The 16806-nt window shown below is 72.9% G+C and carries 14 protein-coding genes; 3 read left to right on the forward strand and 11 right to left on the reverse strand.

Annotated features, from left to right (window positions below; genetic code table 11):
* Window positions 1-82: 82 nt before the first annotated feature.
* From ABZ914_RS28705 to ABZ914_RS28735, 7 genes are all read right to left on the reverse strand, one after another.
* On the reverse strand, window positions 83-1039 hold the full coding sequence (locus ABZ914_RS28705; protein ID WP_500196987.1) for an ABC transporter permease: 957 nt from the start codon (window positions 1037-1039) through the stop codon (window positions 83-85).
* A 2-nt stretch (window positions 1040-1041) separates the two neighbouring features.
* Window positions 1042-2649, reverse strand: a complete 1608-nt coding sequence (locus ABZ914_RS28710; RefSeq protein ID WP_500196988.1) for an ABC transporter substrate-binding protein — start codon at window positions 2647-2649, stop codon at window positions 1042-1044.
* Window positions 2650-2672: 23 nt separating this feature from the next.
* Window positions 2673-4067 (reverse strand): LLM class flavin-dependent oxidoreductase, encoded by a 1395-nt coding sequence (locus ABZ914_RS28715; protein ID WP_500196989.1) that lies wholly within the window; start codon window positions 4065-4067, stop codon window positions 2673-2675.
* A 67-nt stretch (window positions 4068-4134) separates the two neighbouring features.
* Window positions 4135-5334, reverse strand: a complete 1200-nt coding sequence (locus ABZ914_RS28720; RefSeq protein WP_500196991.1) for a GNAT family N-acetyltransferase — start codon at window positions 5332-5334, stop codon at window positions 4135-4137.
* Window positions 5331-6638: an acyl-CoA dehydrogenase family protein gene (locus tag ABZ914_RS28725; RefSeq protein WP_500196993.1), complete on the reverse strand. Its 1308-nt coding sequence runs from the start codon at window positions 6636-6638 to the stop codon at window positions 5331-5333. Before ABZ914_RS28725 ends, ABZ914_RS28720 begins: the two co-directional genes overlap by 4 nt.
* Window positions 6639-6675: 37 nt before the next feature.
* Window positions 6676-7809, reverse strand: a complete 1134-nt coding sequence (locus ABZ914_RS28730) for an LLM class flavin-dependent oxidoreductase (RefSeq protein WP_500196994.1) — start codon at window positions 7807-7809, stop codon at window positions 6676-6678.
* Between the two features lie 42 nt (window positions 7810-7851).
* Window positions 7852-9384 carry an APC family permease gene (locus ABZ914_RS28735; protein ID WP_500196996.1) on the reverse strand — a complete coding sequence of 511 codons (1533 nt, stop codon included), beginning with the start codon at window positions 9382-9384 and terminating at the stop codon, window positions 7852-7854.
* A gap of 402 nt (window positions 9385-9786) precedes the next feature.
* Between ABZ914_RS28735 and ABZ914_RS28740 the strand changes: the two genes are divergently transcribed.
* Window positions 9787-10260: a flavin reductase family protein gene (locus ABZ914_RS28740; RefSeq protein WP_500196997.1), complete on the forward strand. Its 474-nt coding sequence runs from the start codon at window positions 9787-9789 to the stop codon at window positions 10258-10260.
* Window positions 10261-10350: 90 nt separating this feature from the next.
* On the opposite strand, the gene ABZ914_RS28745 is transcribed toward ABZ914_RS28740, so the two are convergent.
* Together ABZ914_RS28745 and ABZ914_RS28750 are read right to left on the reverse strand one after the other, a co-directional pair.
* Complete coding sequence (locus ABZ914_RS28745; protein WP_500196998.1) at window positions 10351-11295, reverse strand: TIGR03564 family F420-dependent LLM class oxidoreductase; 945 nt, start codon at window positions 11293-11295, stop codon at window positions 10351-10353.
* Between the two features lie 61 nt (window positions 11296-11356).
* The gene (locus ABZ914_RS28750) at window positions 11357-13177 is read right to left on the reverse strand and encodes a right-handed parallel beta-helix repeat-containing protein (protein WP_500196999.1); all 1821 of its coding nucleotides are present in this window, start codon (window positions 13175-13177) and stop codon (window positions 11357-11359) included.
* Window positions 13178-13308: 131 nt separating this feature from the next.
* Here ABZ914_RS28750 and ABZ914_RS28755 point away from each other — a divergent pair, with 131 nt between their 5' ends.
* Window positions 13309-14190, forward strand: coding sequence for a helix-turn-helix transcriptional regulator (locus ABZ914_RS28755; protein WP_500197000.1), 882 nt, complete (start codon window positions 13309-13311; stop codon window positions 14188-14190).
* Between the two features lie 71 nt (window positions 14191-14261).
* Here the strand turns inward: ABZ914_RS28755 and ABZ914_RS28760 are convergent, their stop codons facing one another.
* Window positions 14262-14816 (reverse strand): TetR/AcrR family transcriptional regulator, encoded by a 555-nt coding sequence (locus ABZ914_RS28760; protein ID WP_500197001.1) that lies wholly within the window; start codon window positions 14814-14816, stop codon window positions 14262-14264.
* Window positions 14817-14950: 134 nt separating this feature from the next.
* Here ABZ914_RS28760 and ABZ914_RS28765 point away from each other — a divergent pair, with 134 nt between their 5' ends.
* Window positions 14951-15946 (forward strand): zinc-dependent alcohol dehydrogenase family protein, encoded by a 996-nt coding sequence (locus tag ABZ914_RS28765; RefSeq protein ID WP_500197003.1) that lies wholly within the window; start codon window positions 14951-14953, stop codon window positions 15944-15946.
* A 77-nt stretch (window positions 15947-16023) separates the two neighbouring features.
* On the opposite strand, the gene ABZ914_RS28770 is transcribed toward ABZ914_RS28765, so the two are convergent.
* On the reverse strand, window positions 16024-16806 hold a 783-nt coding region (locus tag ABZ914_RS28770), incomplete at its 5' end, for a CU044_5270 family protein (protein ID WP_500197004.1).

Raw genomic sequence — 16806 nt, forward strand, 5'->3', positions numbered from 1 at the left:
CGCGCGAACCGCGCGAGGGCGGAGCGCCGCGGCCGCGGCGGCGCCGTCCCTTCGGCGCCGGCGGTGGAGACGGTGGGCGCGCTCATGCGGCACCGTGCCTCAGCCGCGGGTTCAGCAGGTCGAGCGCGACGTCGGTGGCGAGGTTGACGAGCACGAACGTCACCGCGACCAGCAGCACGCCCGACTGGATCACCGGGTAGTCCGACGCGGCGATGGCGTTGAGCAGGACGCTGCCGATGCCCGGCCAGGAGAAGATCGTCTCGACGAAGACCACCCCGGTGATCACCGAGCCGACGGTGAGCCCGGTGATGTTCACGATCGGCGGCAGGACGTTGCGGCCGACGTGCTTGCCGAGGATCGCGGCGCGGCCGAACCCCTGGGACCGGTAGGTGCGGACGTAGTCCGACCGCTCGCTCTCGATGACCGCCGCCCGGACGAACCGCGCGATGATCAGCGTCGACACCAGCGACGCGGCGAACGCGGGGGCGACCAGGTGCAGCAGCAGGTCGCCGAAGCCGCCGTCGCCGCGCAGGTCGTGCATGCCGCCGGCGGGCAGCCACCGCCGCTGCACCGCGGTCAGGTAGATGATGATCAGACCGAGCCAGTAGATGGGCAGGTTGCTGCCGATCTGCACGAACAGCATCGTGACCCGGTCGGCGAGCCGGCCGTGCCGGATCCCCGCCACGAAGCCGATCGCGACCCCGAGCACGACCGTCAGCAGCGTGGCGCCGGCGACGAGCAGGAGGGTGTTGCGGAAGGCCGGGAACACGATCCCGGAGACGGGGCTGCGCAGGCTGAGCGAGACGCCGCCGCCGTGCGCGACCATGTCCTTCAGCCAGCTCAGGTACTGCGCCCATGCGGGCCGGTCCAGCCCGTACGCCTGCCGGATCTGCTCGATCTGCGCGGGCGACATCTTCTGGCTGAGCGCGCCGCGGACGGGATCGGCCGGGCCCGCCTGCGAGATGAAGAACACCAGGAGGCTGATGACGAAGAGCAGCGGGACGACGTTCGCCAGCCGCCACAGGATCCGACGCGCCATCGTCAGCTCGCCACCCAGATCCTGGACAGGTCGTAGTGGTCCTGCTGCGGCCAGACGAACCCGCCGACGCGGGACGAGACGGCGTAGTAGCGGTTGAACGACAGCAGCGGGAGGATCGTGGCGTCCTTCGCCCACGCCTGCGCGGCGTCCTGCCACAGTCCTGCGGCCTTGGCCGGGTCGGCGTTGTGCGCGGCCGCCTCGATCGCCTTGTTCGTCGCGTCGCTGGTGTCGGAGTACTTGTCGCCGTCGTGGGCGACCACGCTGTGGTCGTGCGCGATCCGCACCCAGTTCGCCGCGACGTAGCCCCACTCCCCCAGGTACATCCCGTCGGTCGGGGTGAGGTTGGCGGTGCGGGTCCCGTAGGTGATCCACTCGAAGGACTCGACCTTCGCGTCGATGCCGACGGCCTTGAGGCTCTGCTGGATGAACTCGGCCGTGGGCTGCCCGGTCGTGTCGCTCAGGATCGTGAACTTGACCTGGCCGGGCCGGTAGCCGGCGTCGGCGATGAGCTTCTTCGCGGCCGCCGGGTCGTAGGGGTAATCGACGGCGGAGGGGTCGTAGGCCTCGTTGCCCTGGTTGATGATCGAGGTCGCCGCCTCGGCGTAGCCCTTGTAGATCTTGGCGGCGAGCTGCCTGCGGTCGACGGCCTGGGCGATGGCCTGCCGGACGCGCTTGTCCCGCAGGTAGGGGTTCTGGAAGTTGTAGCTGTAGTAGATGATCTGCGGGACGTTCTTGTTCTCCGGGACGGTGAAGCCGGCCTTCTCCAGCGACGCCACCGAGTCCGGCGGGACGCGGCTGATGAGGTCGACGGCGCCGCTGCGCAGTGCGGCGACCCGGCTCTGGTCGTCGCCGACGGGCTTGAAGACCACCTTGTCGAGGTGGGGCCGGGCGCCCCAGTAGCCGGTGTTGCGCACCAGGGTGGTGTGGTCGCCGCGGACCCGCTCCTGGAAGGTGAACGGCCCGGTGCCCACCGGGTGGTCGGCGAGCCCGTCCTGGCCGTACTTCTCCAGGGCGGCCGGGCTGAAGATGCCGGACGCCGCGTTGCCGCTGTTCGGGATCTGCCGGAGGAAGTCCAGGAAGGGGTGCTTGAAGGAGTACCGCACCGTGTGGTCGTCGACGGCCTCGACCGACGCGAGGTCGCCGTAGACCAGCGACATGGTGGCGGCGCTGACCTTGTCGTAGTACTTGAACGCGGGGTCGGAGAAGCGGCGGACGTTGAACCGCACGGCCTCGGCGTCGAACGGTGTCCCGTCGCTGAACTTCACGCCCTGCCGCAGGGTGAACGTGTAGGTCCTGGCGTCGTCGCTCACCTTCCACGACGTCGCCAGCCTGGGCACGATCTTCGGCACGCCGGTGGGCGAGGACAGGTCCTCGTCGACGAGCGTCTCGTAGATGTTGCGGTCGATGCGCCAGGTCTCCCAGGAGTACTGGCGGTTCGGGTCGAACTGCGTCACCTCCTGGTACTGGCCGACGACGAGGGTGCCGCCGTCGCGGGGCCGGGAGCCCGCCGCGGCGCCGCTCCCCGACCCGCCGCACGCGGACAGGAGGAGGGCCGATACGGCGAGCGCGGCGGTCCACGCGAACGCGGCGCGCCGAGGGGGTGTGGGCAAATTCTTCATTTTTCCTACCGTTTTTATCGAGTAGAGGCCGGTCGAAGGGCGCGATGGCGGAAGGCGGTGCCCGGATGGTCGTCGGGAAGCCGCGGGCCCGTGCCGAACAGCGCGTCGCGAACGGGACGCGGCGCGCCGCGCTCCCGCACCCGGCCCCGCCGGTCCAGTTCCGGGACGAGGTGCTCGGCGATGTCGTCGAAGCTGCCCGGGGTCACCAGGTAGGCGAAGTTGAACCCGTCGACGCCCGTCCTCGCCGCGTAGTCCTCCAGCGCGTCGGCGACGGTGGACGGTCCCCCCACCAGCGCGTCCCCGCCGAACCCGCCCAGCCCGTCGACGTAGTCGCGCAGCGTGAGCCGCTCGCGGACGGCGGGGTCCGCGACGGAGGCCAGCACCGAGCGGCTGGCGTCGGTGTCGAACTCGCCGATCGGCCGGTCGAGGTCGTGCCCGGACCAGTCAACGCCGCTGAGCGCCGACAGCAGCACCAGGCCGCCGCGCGTGTCGCGGAACCGGCGCAGGTCGCGGGCCTTGGCCTCGGCGGCCCGGTCGTTCTCGTCCACGACCACGGTGACCGAGGTGATGAACTTGATGTGCTCGGGCCTGCGCCCGAGTTCCACCGCGCGGCGCCGGATGTCGTCGATGTTGCGGCGCAGCGCCTCGGGCCGGGGGTCGGCGGCGAACACGAGCTCGGCGTTGCGCGCCGCGAACGCGCGGCCCGCAGCCGACGTCCCCGCCTGCAGCAGCAGCGGCGTCCGCTGCGGTGACGGTTCGACCAGATGGGCGCCGGGGACGGAGAAGTACCGCCCGGCGTGACCGATGCCGTGGACCCGGTCGGGGTCGGTGAAGACACCACTGTCGCGGTCACGCAGGACCGCGCCGTCCTCCCAGGACCCCTCCCAGAGCTTGTACACGACCTCCAGGAACTCCTGGGCGATCGCGTACCGCTCGTCGTGGCCGATCTGGCGTTCGCGGGCGATGATGTTGCGCGCCGCGCTGTCCAGCAGGGACGTGACGATGTTCCAGCCGATCCGCCCGCCCGTCAGGTGGTCGAGCGTGCTGAACTTGCGGGCGAGCAGGTACGGGTGCTCGTAGGTCGTCGACACCGTGACGCCGAACCCGAGGCGCTCGGTCGCGGCCGCCATGGCCGAGACCACGAGCAGCGGGTCGGTCACCGGGGTCTGCACGGCCCGGGCGAGCGCCTCGCGGGCGCTGCCCCCGTAGACGTCGAGCTGCCCCACCGCGTCGGCGATGAACAGCAGGTCGAACCCGCCGGCCTCCAGGCGCCGGGCGAGGTCGACCCAGTAGGACAGCTCGGTGTAGCCGGCGGTCCGGTCGTCCGGGTGCCGCCAGAGTCCGGTGTTGCCGTGCGACACGGTCGACATGGTGAACGCCGACAGGATGAACGGGTCGGGCCGGGTCACGGCAGGTCACCGCCTTTCACGAGCCTCGGGACGGGGAGGGCGGCGCGCGCGCCGTGGCGTCCGGGCATCAGAAGACCGTGCCCGAGAACGGCAGCGCGTCGACCGCGAAGAGCGCGTCGATCCGCCGGACGGCGCCGGGGTCGTGGACGGCCACCCGCCCGGTCGCCGCCAGGTGCCGCCAGCGCGTCCCGCCCAGGTAGGCGGCCGCCAGCGTCGCGACGCCGGCGCCGAGGTCCGCGGGCGCGGACGTGCGCCGCACCCCCTTGGGCCCGATCTCGTAGGCGCCGTCGTTGCCGGGCAGCAGCGGGTCGCTCACCTGGAGCACCACGGGGTCCTCGCCGCCGAACGCGCGCGCCCGCAGCGCCGCCTCGACGTCGACCAGCCGCAGCCAGGTCTCGTCGCGGGGCGGGCCCAGCGCGACCGAGCGCCGGTCGGTGACGGCCAGCGGCAGCGGGTCGTCCAGGGCCAGGGAGTCGAACGCGACGACGTCGATCAGGTCCAGCGAGAACAGGTGGCGCCACAGCCCTGCGCGCGCGTCGTCGTTGAGCGCGACGAAGTCGGTGACGGCCACCACCCGCTCGGAGCTGGTGAACCAGCCCGCCGTGTCCAGCGGATGGTAGATCGCGTACCCGTCGTCCACGCCGCCCGTGCTGTGGACGGCGACGTAGTGCGCCACCGCGTCGGACTCGCGGAGCCGGTGCTGCAGCCTCCACCAGCCGTCCGGCCGGTCGATCGCGCCGGTCCACGCGGCCCGCTCGTAGACGCCGGCCAGCAGTTCGACGGTGGCCGCCCCGTCGGCGAGCCGGACCTTCCCGCCCGCCGGGACCTCCGGACGCAGCCGCGCCCGGTCCAGGGTCACGCGCGCCGGCTGCGCCGACGACGCCACGCCGTACCCGAAGCGTTCGTAGATGACCGCCTCGGACGCGCGCAGCGTGGCGACGGCCTCGCCCCGGCCGGCGGCGTCGCGCAGCTGCCGCTCCATGAGCCGGCTGACGATGCCGCGGCGCCGGTGCGTCGGCAGCACGCCGACATGGGTCACCGCCGCGTGCGGAACGCGGGCGCCGCCCGGGACGACGAGCCGGCTGGTGTAGGAGTCGGCGCCGGCCACCACCTCGCCCCCGTCGAGGGCGCCGAGGTAGCGGCCCGCCTCCGTGATCTCCGTCGCGTCGACGTCCCGGAAGGGCAGGCCGACCATGGCCCGCAGGAAGACCCGGAACGCCGCGTTGACCTCGTCGGGCGCCGTCAGCGTGCGGAACTCGACGCTCATCGCGCCGCGGCTTCCGGGCCGGTCGCGGCGGTCGTGCCGGTCGCGGTGTCCGCCGCCGCGCCCTGCGTGACGTCCGCCGCCTTGGCGAGGTCGGCGAACTGCCGGGGCCGCGGCAGCTCGCCGGTCAGGACGTGGCGGCCGATCTCGCGCTGCCGGTACGGCAGCGGGTCGTGTGTGGTGTGCGTGCGGGCGTTGCGCCAGTAGATGTCGAGCCCGACCGCGTTCGCCGTGGAGCGCGCGCCGGTCGCCTGGAAGATGTTGTGGGTGACGTCCAGGACCGTCTCGGTCGTGACGGCCTTGGCCTGGTCGATGAGGATCGCCAGCCGCCCCCACCGCTCCTCGGTCAGGTCCGCGCCGAGCGCGAGCGCGGCCTCGAACTCCTCGCTCGCCGCGTCGGCGAGAGCGGTCGCGGCGGCGAGCGACGCCGACAGCCGGCCGAGCAGCTGCAGGTGGTAGGGGTCCTCGGTGACGTCCCGGCTGGCGGCCTCCGGCCACGGCCGTCCCTTCTCCCGCACGTACCGCGCCGCCGCCGTGAGCGCCCCGTCGGCGATGCCGGCGTACAGGTGGGCGAAGATCAGCTGGCTGAACAGGCCGCGCAGGCCGTCGCGCCGCCGGTCGGCCGCGCCGTCGCCGAGCCCGGCGAGCACCTCGTCGGCGTGCGCGACGACCCCGTCGAAGGTGACGCTCCCGCTCGCGGTCAGCCGCTGGCCGAGGTTGTCCCAGTCGTCGCCGAAGGAGAGGCCCGGACGGTCGGGCGGGATGACGACGTTCACCGGCTCGTCGCCGTAGAGCAGCACGGTGATCAGGTCGGCGACGGCGACGCCGGTCGCGAACGTCCGCCGGCCGGTGATCCGGTAGCCGTCGCCGTCGCGCTCCACGGTGACGCCGGGGTCGCGCGGGTTGCTCACGCTGCCCTGGAACCAGCCCTCGGTGCCGACGCCCCGGGCGATGCGCTCCCGCTGCTCGGGCGTGCCGAGGATGTGCGTCCAGACGCCGTTGGAGTAGTGGTAGGTCAGCAGCTGCCCGATCGAGCCGTCCGCCGCGGAGACGATCCGCGACAGCTTGAGCGCCTGCGTCAGGCTGCCGCCTCCCCCGCCGAGCTCGCGGGGCGCCGCAAAGCCGAGCAGGCCGGCCTCGCGGAGCAGGCGCAGCTCCGCCACGGGGTTCTGGTTGGCCCGGTCCCGGGCGAGCGCGGTCTCGGCGAGCTCCGCGGCGACGCGTTCGGCCACCGAGGTCCAGGTGGCGAACTCCTCATCGGTGACACCGGCGTAGTAGGCGATGTCGACAGCGGGTCCTGCGGTCATGTCTGTCCTTTCGGGGTGTGAAGTGGTGGGGCCCATGTCAGGGGCGCGCCGCAGGCGCGCCGGCGGCGGGCGCGACGAGTCCGCGGCTCCGCAGCTCGGCGGCGGCGCCCTCGGCGAAGTGGTAGGCCTCCTCCAGGTGCGGTTGCCCGGAGAGGATGAAGTGGTCGATGCCGAGGTCGTGGTACTCCTCGATCCGGTCGGCGACCTCCTGGTGGCTGCCGACGATCGCGGTGCCCGCTCCCCCGCGGACGAGGCCGTAGCCGGCCCAGATGTTCGGATACACCTCCAGGTTCCGCCGGTCGCCGCCGTGCAGCGCGAGCATCCGGCGCTGCCCGACGGACTCGCTGGCCGCGAGCGCCTCCTGCGTCGCGCGGACGCGGGACTCGTCGATCCGGTCGAGCAGCCGGTCGGCCTCCGCCCACGCCTCGGCCGAGGTGTCGCGGCCGAGCACGTGGAAGCGGATCCCGAACGACAGCGTGCGGCCCGCCTCCTCGGCCAGCCCGCGCATCCGCTTCAGGCGTTCGGCGATCTGCGGCGGCGTCTCGCCCCACGCCAGGTAGGTGTCGACGGTCCGCGCCGCGACCCGCTCCGCCGCCGGGCTCGCGCCGCCGAAGAAGACGGGCGGCGGCGCGTACGGCGCGAACGGGATCGCCGCCCCCTCGACGTCGTAGTGCTCGCCGCGGAAGTCGAACGGCTCCGCGGCGTCGGCGACGCCGCGGAAGACCCGCAGGAACTCCTCCGTCCGCTCGTAGCGCCGGTCGTGGTCGAGGTGGTCGCCGAAGCGCCGCTGCTCCACCGAGTCGCCGCCGGTGACGATGTTGATCAGCAGGCGTCCGCCCGACATCCGCTGGAACGTCGCGGCCTGGTGCGCGGCGAGCGTCGGCGAGACCAGCCCGGGCCGGAACGCGACCAGGAACTTCAGCCGGCTCGTCACCCCCGACAGCGCGGCGGTCGTGATCCAGGCGTCCTCGCACCACGTCCCGGTCGGGGTGAGGACCGCCTCGAAGCCGAGCTGCTCGGCGGCGCGGGCGATGCCGCCGAGGTACTCGACGGTCGGCGGGCGGAAGCCGGACCGGACGGCGGACAGCGTCTTCTGCGAGCCGTCGCCGGAGCCGACGATGTCGCGGTTGTCGCCGTTCGTCGGCAGGTACCAGTGCAGGTGGATGGGCACGGTCTGATCCCTCGTTCTCGGTGGGCGGATGGTGGGCGCCGGTCACTCCGGCGCGCGCCGGGTGCGCCTCCCGGCGCGGGCGGCGTCGAGGATGCCGAGGGAGGCGAGGCGCTCCTGCTCGGCCTCCGACAGCGTCTGGATCGATCCCACCCGCGCGGCGACGTCCGGCCGCCGGGCGCGCAGCCACAGGTAGCGGGCGAGACCGGCGGCGATCAGCAGCAGGAACACGTACGGCAGGTACCGGTAGGCGCCCTCGGGAACCGGGACCAGGTTCTTGTAGATGACGTATCCGATGCCGAGGACGGCGAGGATCGACACCGCCAGGCCGGCGGGCGTCAGCGACCTGATGCCGCGCAGCCACAGCGGGGTGGCGATCGCCACCAGCAGGTAGGCGAAGAGGTAGGAGTAGCTGGACACGATGCTGACGTAGACGTCCCACTTGAACCGGCCGACGTCGCTGACGGTGCCGATCAGGCCGACCGCGAAGCCGACGAGGCTCACGAACGCGATCGCGACGTGCGGCGTGCGGAAGCCGGCGTGCACGCGCCCGAGCGCGCTCGGCAGCGCCCGCTCGCGCGCGAGGGTGAACAGGCTGCGCGCGCCCGAGTTGATGACCGCCGAGGAGAACACGATCATCGCGGTGCCGAGCGACAGGTCGACGACGTAGGTCACCCAGTGGACGCCGGCGTTCTGCGCGACGACCGGCAGCGGGGTGCTGTCGGCGTCCAGCTTGTGCGGCCCCTGGAAGCCGAGCACCTCGGGGTAGGTCGCGATCAGGTAGACGAGCGAAAGGCCGATGACCAGCCGCAGGATCGCGCGTGGAACGTTCCGGTGAGCGTCCCTGGCCTCGTGGCCGAGCGACGCGGCGCTCTCGAAGCCGGCGTACGAGCCGACGGCGGTGACCGCGGCGATCAGCGTGACGCTGCGGCCGAGGTGGTCCAGGCCGAACTGGCCGGAGTCGACGTGCGCGCCGTAGTGGACGTACGAGGCGACCAGGATGACGGAGATCGCCAGCAGCGAGACGACCTCGAAGGCGAGGCCCGCCTTCACCGACAGGCTCACCCCGCGGTAGGGGATGAGGAACGCCACGGCCGACGCGAGCACGAGCAGCAGCACCTTGACCGCGAGGTGGTCGGTGTGCAGGCCGATCTCCTGCAGGAACGAGTTGAAGTACAGGACGGCGCCGAGCACGCCGCCGGCGGCGAACCCGATGTAGCCGATGATGAGCGCCCAGCCGGTGACGAAGGCCGCCGCCGGCCCGAGGCCGTTCCCGGCGTAGGTGCCGAGCGATCCGGACGACACCGTCCGGCGGGCCTGCAGCGCGATCACCGCGGCGATGAGGTACGCGAGGACGCCGCCGACGATGGCGGCCCAGAAGGCGCCCTTCCCGGCGACGAGGAACAGCGAGCCGGGCACTCCGGCGATCGCGACGCTGGGCGCGGCGGCGGCCAGGCCCTGGGCGAAGACGCCGAGGCCGGACACGGCGTCCGCGCGGAGCTCCCCGGCCGGGGCCGCCGGGGCGGGCCGCGGGGACGGCGGCCGCTTTTCGTGCAGGGTCGATTCGTCTGTGGTCATGGTGAGGGGACCTCTCGGTGCTGGCCGGAGAAGGGGGTCGGCGGGCGCGCGTCATCGGCGCGCCGCGCACCTGGTGGGGACGGCGGCACGGACGGGGCTGGGAGCCGTATTACCGGGAGGTTCAGCGACAGCGCGAACCGAACAGGCGGCACAAGTCGAGGTACCGCCGACCGTAGAGGTCAGCTGCCTGGGACACGGCGAGGAGATTACCCTAAAACAGACCTGTTTAGTAGAGATTAAGGCCACTCCTTGACCGCTCACCCACGCGCCCACCAGCGCGGAGGCGCGCCGGACCCGTACGGCGCGGACGATCGCGGCGTTGACCGAAAGCCGACGAACCGTCACAATCTTCACTATGCGAGTAGGGATAGTAGGGAATGCGCCGGCGAAGGGGACCTCACGATGACGACGCTCGGCTTGGAGCTGCGCCGCGTCTACGGCGCCTACCCGACCGGGGTGGCGGTGGTGGCGGCCCTGGTCGGCGGACGACCGGCCGGCATCGCCGCCAGCTCGTTCGTCCCGGTGTCCCTGGATCCGCCGCTGGTGTCGGTGTGCGTCGCCCGCACCTCCACGACCTGGCCGCTGCTGCGCGAGTCGCCGCGCATCGGCATCAGCGTGCTGGGCGCCCACCAGGAGCATGTGGGCCGGCGGCTGGGCGCCCGCACCGGCGACCGCTTCGCCGGTGTGGCATGGCGGTCCACCGCCGACGGCTGCGTGCTGGTCGAAGGCGCGTCCGCCTGGTTCGACTGCGCCATCGAGCAGCAGGTCCGCTCAGGCGACCACGACATCGTCGTCTTCCGCGTCCACGACCTGGACGCGGCCGCGGACGTCCCGCCCCTCGTCTTCCACGCCAGCGCCTTCCGCAGGCTCGGCTGATCGTTCCGGGGCCGACCTGGAACGCTCCATCAGCGGTGCGGGAGCCGGCGGCCCGTCACCACGAGGGACGACGCGTTCACCGCCGGCGGTTCACAGGCGCCCGTCGGCGGGGGCGGATCGAGAAGCCAGATACTCCAGCGTGCGGATCCGCTCCTCCTCGGTCACGAACCCCGACATGTTCGCCACGAGGTGCGTCACCCCGGCGTCGACCAGCCGGGCGAGCCTCTGGTCGAGTACGCGTTCGTCTCCGATCAGCGCGACGTCCGCCGGCGAGGCCGCGCCCTCCCTGTCGAGGACGTTGCGGTACGCCGGCACCGCGGCGTAGAAGCCGAGCGCCGCGGCCGCCCGATCGCGTGCGGCCGCAGCGTCATCGGTGAGGCACACGGGAAGGCTCGCGACCAACGCCGGGGCGGGGCGCCCCGCGGCGGCCTTGTCCAGGGCGGGACGGATGTGGTCGGCGATGGTCCGCGGCCCGGCCAGCCAGGTGACGGTGCCGCCGGCCAACTCCCCCGCGGCCCGCAGCATCGCCGGGCCCATGGCCGCGACGAGCACCGGCGGCGGTCCGGCGCCCGGCACGTCCGCGGGCCATCCCCGGGTGTCGGCGGTCACGGTCCGGCCGTGGAAGCCGGCCTCGCCCCGCGTCAGCAGCGGCTGGAGGGCTTCGAGGTACTCGCGCATCCGCAGCGCGGGCCGGTCGTAGGACACCCCGTAGCGGTCCTCCGCGGTGGCACGGTGCCCGACGCCGAGCCCGAGGCAGAGCCGTCCGCCCACCGCCACCTGGGTGGTCTTGGCCTGGCTGGACATGGCGATGGGGTGGCGGGAATGGACGGCCACGACCGCGGTACCGAGGAGAACGGACGGCACCCGCGCGCCGATCGCCGCCCACGCCGTCAGCGCGTCGATGTCGTACACCTGCCCGAGCCACAGCGAGGCCATGCCCGCGGCCGCCGCCTCGCGCGCCCTCGCGAGCAGGTCGGCCAGCGCGTCGGGGACGTCAGGGGCCGGTGGAGCCAGAGCCAGTCCGATGGGCATCATGCGCATTCCAACTTTCCGGAGTCGATCGATAGGTGGCGGGTGAACGGCGGAGGCGGCGGCTTCACGAAGGCGGCCCGGCCAAGGGAGCCTCGTGCGTGACGGAGGCGTCGCCGGTGAGGACGAGGTCGGTGGGCTCCGGGCCGTCCGGCCGTCCCCACCAGTTCCCGTCGGCCCGCACGGCGACGGAGGTCAGTTCGGCGGAGCCGTGGCCGCCGGACAGGTCGTTGCGGCCAGGGTCGTCCCGGGTCCCGAGGTCGATCGTGGTCGAGCGGACGGTCCCGGGAACCCGGTAGGTGTACACGGCCGGGCCGTTGGTCGCGCCGCCGAGGTCGGTGTCGCGCACCTTCACCGCGAGCCTCCCGAGCCGGCCCGCGGTAGGTGAGCCGAGCGCGGGGTCGGCCGCGGACTGGGCGGCGGTGACCGGCGCGGAGTTCTTGATGTAGAGGTTCGCCTGCCGGTTGCCCGTGATGGTGCTGCCCCGCACGGTGAGGGCCGTCTCCCGCTGGCTGCGGCGGGTGGCGTCGACGATCCCGGCGACGCAGTCGGTCATGCGGCTGTTCGTGACGGTCGTGGAGACGGTGTTGCCGCCGCCGTCCTCGAACTCCGGGCTGGTGTTCGAGATGACCAGGCAGCTCGCGGTGTTGTAGAAGGGCCACTGCAGGCCGCGGTCGAACGCGGCGCCGGAGGGCGGCGCGGCGTGCGCGGCCGTCACGTCGTCGAGGTCGAGGACGAGGCGCTGCCCGCGGCCGAACGTCAGCGCCTCGATCACGTCGCCGGTGACGTTCGCGAACGAACTGTCGGTGACCTTGACGTTCGCGTGCGCCGACTCCTGCATGAGCACGAACTCCGCGCCGTTGGCGGAGACGCCGCCGCGGATGCCGTCGGCGCTGAAGCGGTCGACGCGGATGTCGGCGGTGGAGGAGCCCCCGATGTTGGCGAACAGCCCTTCCGGGTCGGCGCCGGCGCTGCCGATGCCGGTGACCGTGGTGTCGTCGATCCGCGCGGACAGCCTGGACGAGTCGGCGGTCTGGATCCCGACGGCGAGGACCGAGCGGAGGCCCCTCGCGGTGCCCTCCCTGAGGCCGTCGACCCTGTTGCCGGAGAGGGAGGCGTCGAGCCGGGCCGTTCCGGCCAGGCGGAGGTCGATGCCGTCACCGCAGGCGGCGTCGTGCACGTGGTTGCCGTCGATGCGGCCGCGCGCGCTGCGGGAGGTGTTGTCGATCATGATGCCGGCCCAGCCGTTGGGCAGCCCGGTGCTGGCGTAGGTCCGGAAGGGGAAGATGTGGATGCCGACCCCGCAGGAGGTGTTCTGGCCGTGGACGTCGTTGCGGGTCACCCGCACGCCGGTCACGTTCGCCCCGTACACCCCGGAACGGTAGGCGTCCGCGACCACGAGGTTCCGGACGGTCGTGCCGTCGGCGAGCACGACCGCGTTGCCGCCGTTGGAGAAGCCCGTCGTGTTGGTGATCGTCGGCGCCTCGGCGGGCACGGCGGGCGAGGTCACCGCCGGCCCTTCCCCGATGAGCGTCTGCTCTGGTTTGAGGGTGATGCCGCCGTCCAGCGGCCTGCCCGCCGGCAGGATCGCGATGGTGTCGCCTGGCGCCGACCAGCCCTGCGCCTGGAGCAGCGAGTTGAACGGCGCCCGCCGCGTGCCGTCGCCGCCCGCGGCCGCCGCCGCGCTCACGTACCAGGTCCCGTGCCCGGGGCGTGCCACCGTCGGCGGGGCCGACGCGAACGGCGGCGCGGCGTCGATGGTCGCGGTTCCCGGCGGGCCGTGGACCGCTGCCGCACGCGAGGGATGCGACGACTCGGCCCCGAAGGCGGCGAAGAGAAGAAGCGCTCCCAGGACGATGGACGCGCAACGGCGCGGATGCGATCTCACGACGCGCTCCTTTCTTCTGCTTCGGCGGAGGGAGGCCCTGCCGCATGCGGCGGCGAACCGAAGGCGTCCGGCAGCCGGACGACCTGATCGTGCGGACTCGGGCCCCACCTTCGATGACGTAGGAAGGGAGCGTGACCGGGCACAACGCACCTGACGACACCGTCCAGCTCCACCGCGCGCTCACCCGCCTCCGCGACTCGACCAGGCTCCCGCTGACCTTCGGCGGGCCGGTCGGCACGGACCAGCGGCTCCGGCTGTCGGAGTTCTGCGGAGACCACCGCGGCGCGATGCGCGGCGTCGCCCTGCGCGTGGGCCTCGGACTCGGCGGCAAGGTCGTCGCCAGGCGCCGCCCGATGGCGCTCAACGACTACGTGAGCGCCGAGGGCATCAGCCACGACTACGACCGCTTCATCAAGGTCGAGGACCTGCGGGCGATGGTGGCGGTGCCCGTGACCGTCCGCCGCACCGTCCGCGGCGTCCTGTACGGCGCGATCCGGTCCGCCGTCCCGCTCGGGGACCGGATCGTCCAGTCCGTCCACGACGCCGCGCGCGACCTCGAACAGGACCTCGCCGTCCACGACGAGATCGCCCGCCGCCTGGACGGCCTCACCGAACAGCTCAACGCCTCGCAGGCCCGGAAGCCGGTCGCTCCCGCCGAAGGACCGAGCGGACGGCAATGGGAACTGATCCGGGAGGGCTACGCCGAACTCCGCCTCCTCCGGCACGCCCTCACGGACGAGCGACTGCGCGACCGCTTGGACTCCGTCTGCGACAAACTCGGCCGAGCCTGCGCCACGACGCCCCCCGCCGGCCCCGCGCCGGTCCTGTCCGCGCGCGAGACCGACGTCCTCGCCTGCGTCGCCCTCGGCTGGACCAACCCCGAAGTGGCCGCCGATCTCGGCATCGCCGTCGAGACCGTGAAGGGGTATCTCCGCGGCGCGATGCGCAAGCTCCACAGCCACTCCCGCCTGGAGGCCGTCGTCACCGCCCGCCGCCTAGGACTCCTCCCCTGAAGACCGCTGCCTCTTCAGGGCGCGACGTCGGCTGAGTCCGCGCACTTGTCGCGATCGGTGATGTCGAGTTGCTAGGGGTTGCGCTGGAGTCCCGCGAGGAAGTGCTCCGCCGCGTCCTGGACTCTGGCCCGGTCCCCGGTGGCCAGGAGATCGAGGAGCAGGCCGCGGATCGTCGCGATGGTGAGGGTGGCCTCGCGAGCGGCCGTCGACGGGTCGACGTGCGGGCCTTGGGCGTCGCACAGGGAATCCATCCAGTCGGCGACGACGTGGTCCAGGAAGTCGGAGAACTGCCGGGGCGCCTGGAGCGCACGACCGTAGACGGCGAAGAACAGCCGGAACTCCGCCTCCTGCCGCGGGTCGGACGTCCGCTCCCAGACCGCCCTCGCCGCCCCGGCCAGTCCGGGCCGGTGGTCGGCCGCCTCGCCGACGGCCGTGAAGATGCGCTCCCGCAGGCGCCCGAGGACGTCCTGGAGCATCTGGTCCTTCGAACCGAAGCGGTGGACGAGCGTGGTCGGCGACACGTCGAGAGCGGCGGCGATGGGGCGCCATGAGAGGTCGTTGAACCCGTGCTCGACCGTGTAGTCCACCACGCGGTCGAGCAACTCGGCGCGTCGTTGATGGTCCACGGGCCGTCCTGCCACCGCCGCCTCCTGGTGATCCGGGTTGACTTAATAGAACGAACGTACAAAGAATGGAGGGGGGCCGGCAAGCGGCGGCACCGCGGAAGGTGACGCCCGCCCCGTTCAAGGAGAGTCGTCCTATGGCGCGAGTCGTTGTCTTCGATGAGATCGGCGGCCCGGAGGTCCTGCGCGTCGTCGAGGAGCCGGCCGGCGAACCGGGGCCCGGGGAGGTGCGCCTCAGGATCGAGGCGTTCGCCGTCAACCGGCTCGACGAGCTGACGCGCTCCGGCGCCTCCCCCGTGCCGATCCGGCTCCCTCACGCCCGGCTGGGCTGCGAGGGAACGGGCATCGTCGACGCCCTGGGCCCCGGCGTGGACGGGCTCGGCGTCGGCGACGCCGTCCTGATCACCGCGGTGCCCGACATGACGTCCAACGGCACCTATGCCGACTACACCGTGCTTCCGGCCGAGCGGGTCGTCAAGCGCCCTGCGGGCCTCACCCCCGCCAAGGCGGCCGCGCTCTGGGTCGCCTACTCCACCGCCTACGGCGCGCTCGTGGAGAAGGCCAAGATGCAGCCGGGTGACAACGTCCTGATCACCGCCGCCTCCGGCACCGTCGGCCTCGCGGCCATCCAGATCGCCAACCAGATCGGCGCCGTCCCCATCGCGGTGACCCGGCACACCGCGAAGAGGGACGAACTCCTTGCGGCGGGCGCCGCCGCCGTGATCGCCACGGACCAGGACGACCTCGCCAAGGCCGCCTCCCTTCTCACGGGCGGCGCCGGGGCCGACATCATCCTCGACTCCGTCATGGGTCCCGGACTCGCCGACCTGGCCGCGGCGGCCAAGCGCTTCACCGGCACCCTCGTCACCGTCGGATGGCTCGACCCGCGGCCCGCGCCCTATCCCTCGAACGCCATCACCACCCACCGCTACATGAGCTTCGAGCACACCCTCGATCCCACGGCCGTGCGGCGCATCGCGGCGTTCCTCTTCGCCGGCCTGCGCACCGGCGCCGTGGACCCGGCCGTCGACAGGGTGTTCGCGCTTGAGGAGATCGTCGAGGCCCACCGGTACCTGGAGAGCGGCCAGCAGGCCCCCGGCAAGATCATCGTCACCACCGGCGCGTCCGGCTGACGGCACAGAGCAGGAGCCTGACCGGCCTGCCCCGCGACGTGAGCCGGTCGCCGACCATCGCGCTGCGGCTCCCCCGGTCAGGCGGGCCGTTGCCTCGGCTTGTCCACGACGGAGACGCGCAGTTGGGCGCTGCAGCGCAGGAGGGTGCCCGCCTTGACGCCACCGGGCAGGTCACCGACCGCGGTGAGCCGGTCGCCGAGGTAGCGGTAGCTTCCGCGCGCCACGATGATCTGGAGGCGTTCGCCCTGACCGGTACGGGCGAAACCGATGCCGTGCCGGCCCGCGTTGTCGACGGCGTCCTTGTCCAGGCGGACGCCCGGGACGCGGGCGAGGACGTCGTACAGCGCGGCCCGCAGGTCGCGCGGGATGTGGCCCTGCATCAGATCGGCGACCGTCTCGACGGCCGCCTGGTCCCGGTCGAAGTTCTGCAGGAAGGACTTCTCGTCGGCCTGCGCGTAGACGCGCGCGCGCAGCAGGGCCGGGTCGGTGGGCAGCGAACGGACGAACTCCTCGTTGTCGGGATCCCAGCCGTGCTGGTCGGGGAACAGCGCGAGTTTCTCCTCGCGCCCGTTCACCTGGCGCACCACCATCGCCGGGTCGATCGCGCACCAGCCGTGGCGGCCGCCCGCGGGCTTGCAGTCGCGGATCTTCCCGCCGGTGGCGGGATACCAGCTGCGGATGTGGAAGCTCGTGGTCGGGTGCGGGGTGTCGGCGTCCTCGCCGGGGGCCCACATCACGCCTGCACCGGGGACGCCCCGGACCGTCGACTCCACGTAGATCCATTGGCCGGGGCGGGCGGCGGCGACGGCCCCGGCGCGGGTGGCGGCGGCCGCCCGGTGCAGCACGACGGCGGCCTCGGC

The sequence above is a fragment of the Spirillospora sp. NPDC046719 genome (genome assembly GCF_040645715.1).
Classification (GTDB): domain Bacteria; phylum Actinomycetota; class Actinomycetes; order Streptosporangiales; family Streptosporangiaceae; genus Spirillospora.

Coding starts and splice junctions, on each gene's coding strand:
- ABZ914_RS28735 (WP_500196996.1), bottom strand. CDS start 9,384: ATGACCACAGACGAATCGACCCTGCACGAAAAGCGGCCGCCGTCCCCG.
- ABZ914_RS28765 (WP_500197003.1), top strand. CDS start 14,951: ATGGCGCGAGTCGTTGTCTTCGATGAGATCGGCGGCCCGGAGGTCCTG.
- ABZ914_RS28745 (WP_500196998.1), bottom strand. CDS start 11,295: ATGATGCCCATCGGACTGGCTCTGGCTCCACCGGCCCCTGACGTCCCC.
- ABZ914_RS28705 (WP_500196987.1), bottom strand. CDS start 1,039: ATGGCGCGTCGGATCCTGTGGCGGCTGGCGAACGTCGTCCCGCTGCTC.
- ABZ914_RS28740 (WP_500196997.1), top strand. CDS start 9,787: ATGACGACGCTCGGCTTGGAGCTGCGCCGCGTCTACGGCGCCTACCCG.
- ABZ914_RS28720 (WP_500196991.1), bottom strand. CDS start 5,334: ATGAGCGTCGAGTTCCGCACGCTGACGGCGCCCGACGAGGTCAACGCG.
- ABZ914_RS28725 (WP_500196993.1), bottom strand. CDS start 6,638: ATGACCGCAGGACCCGCTGTCGACATCGCCTACTACGCCGGTGTCACC.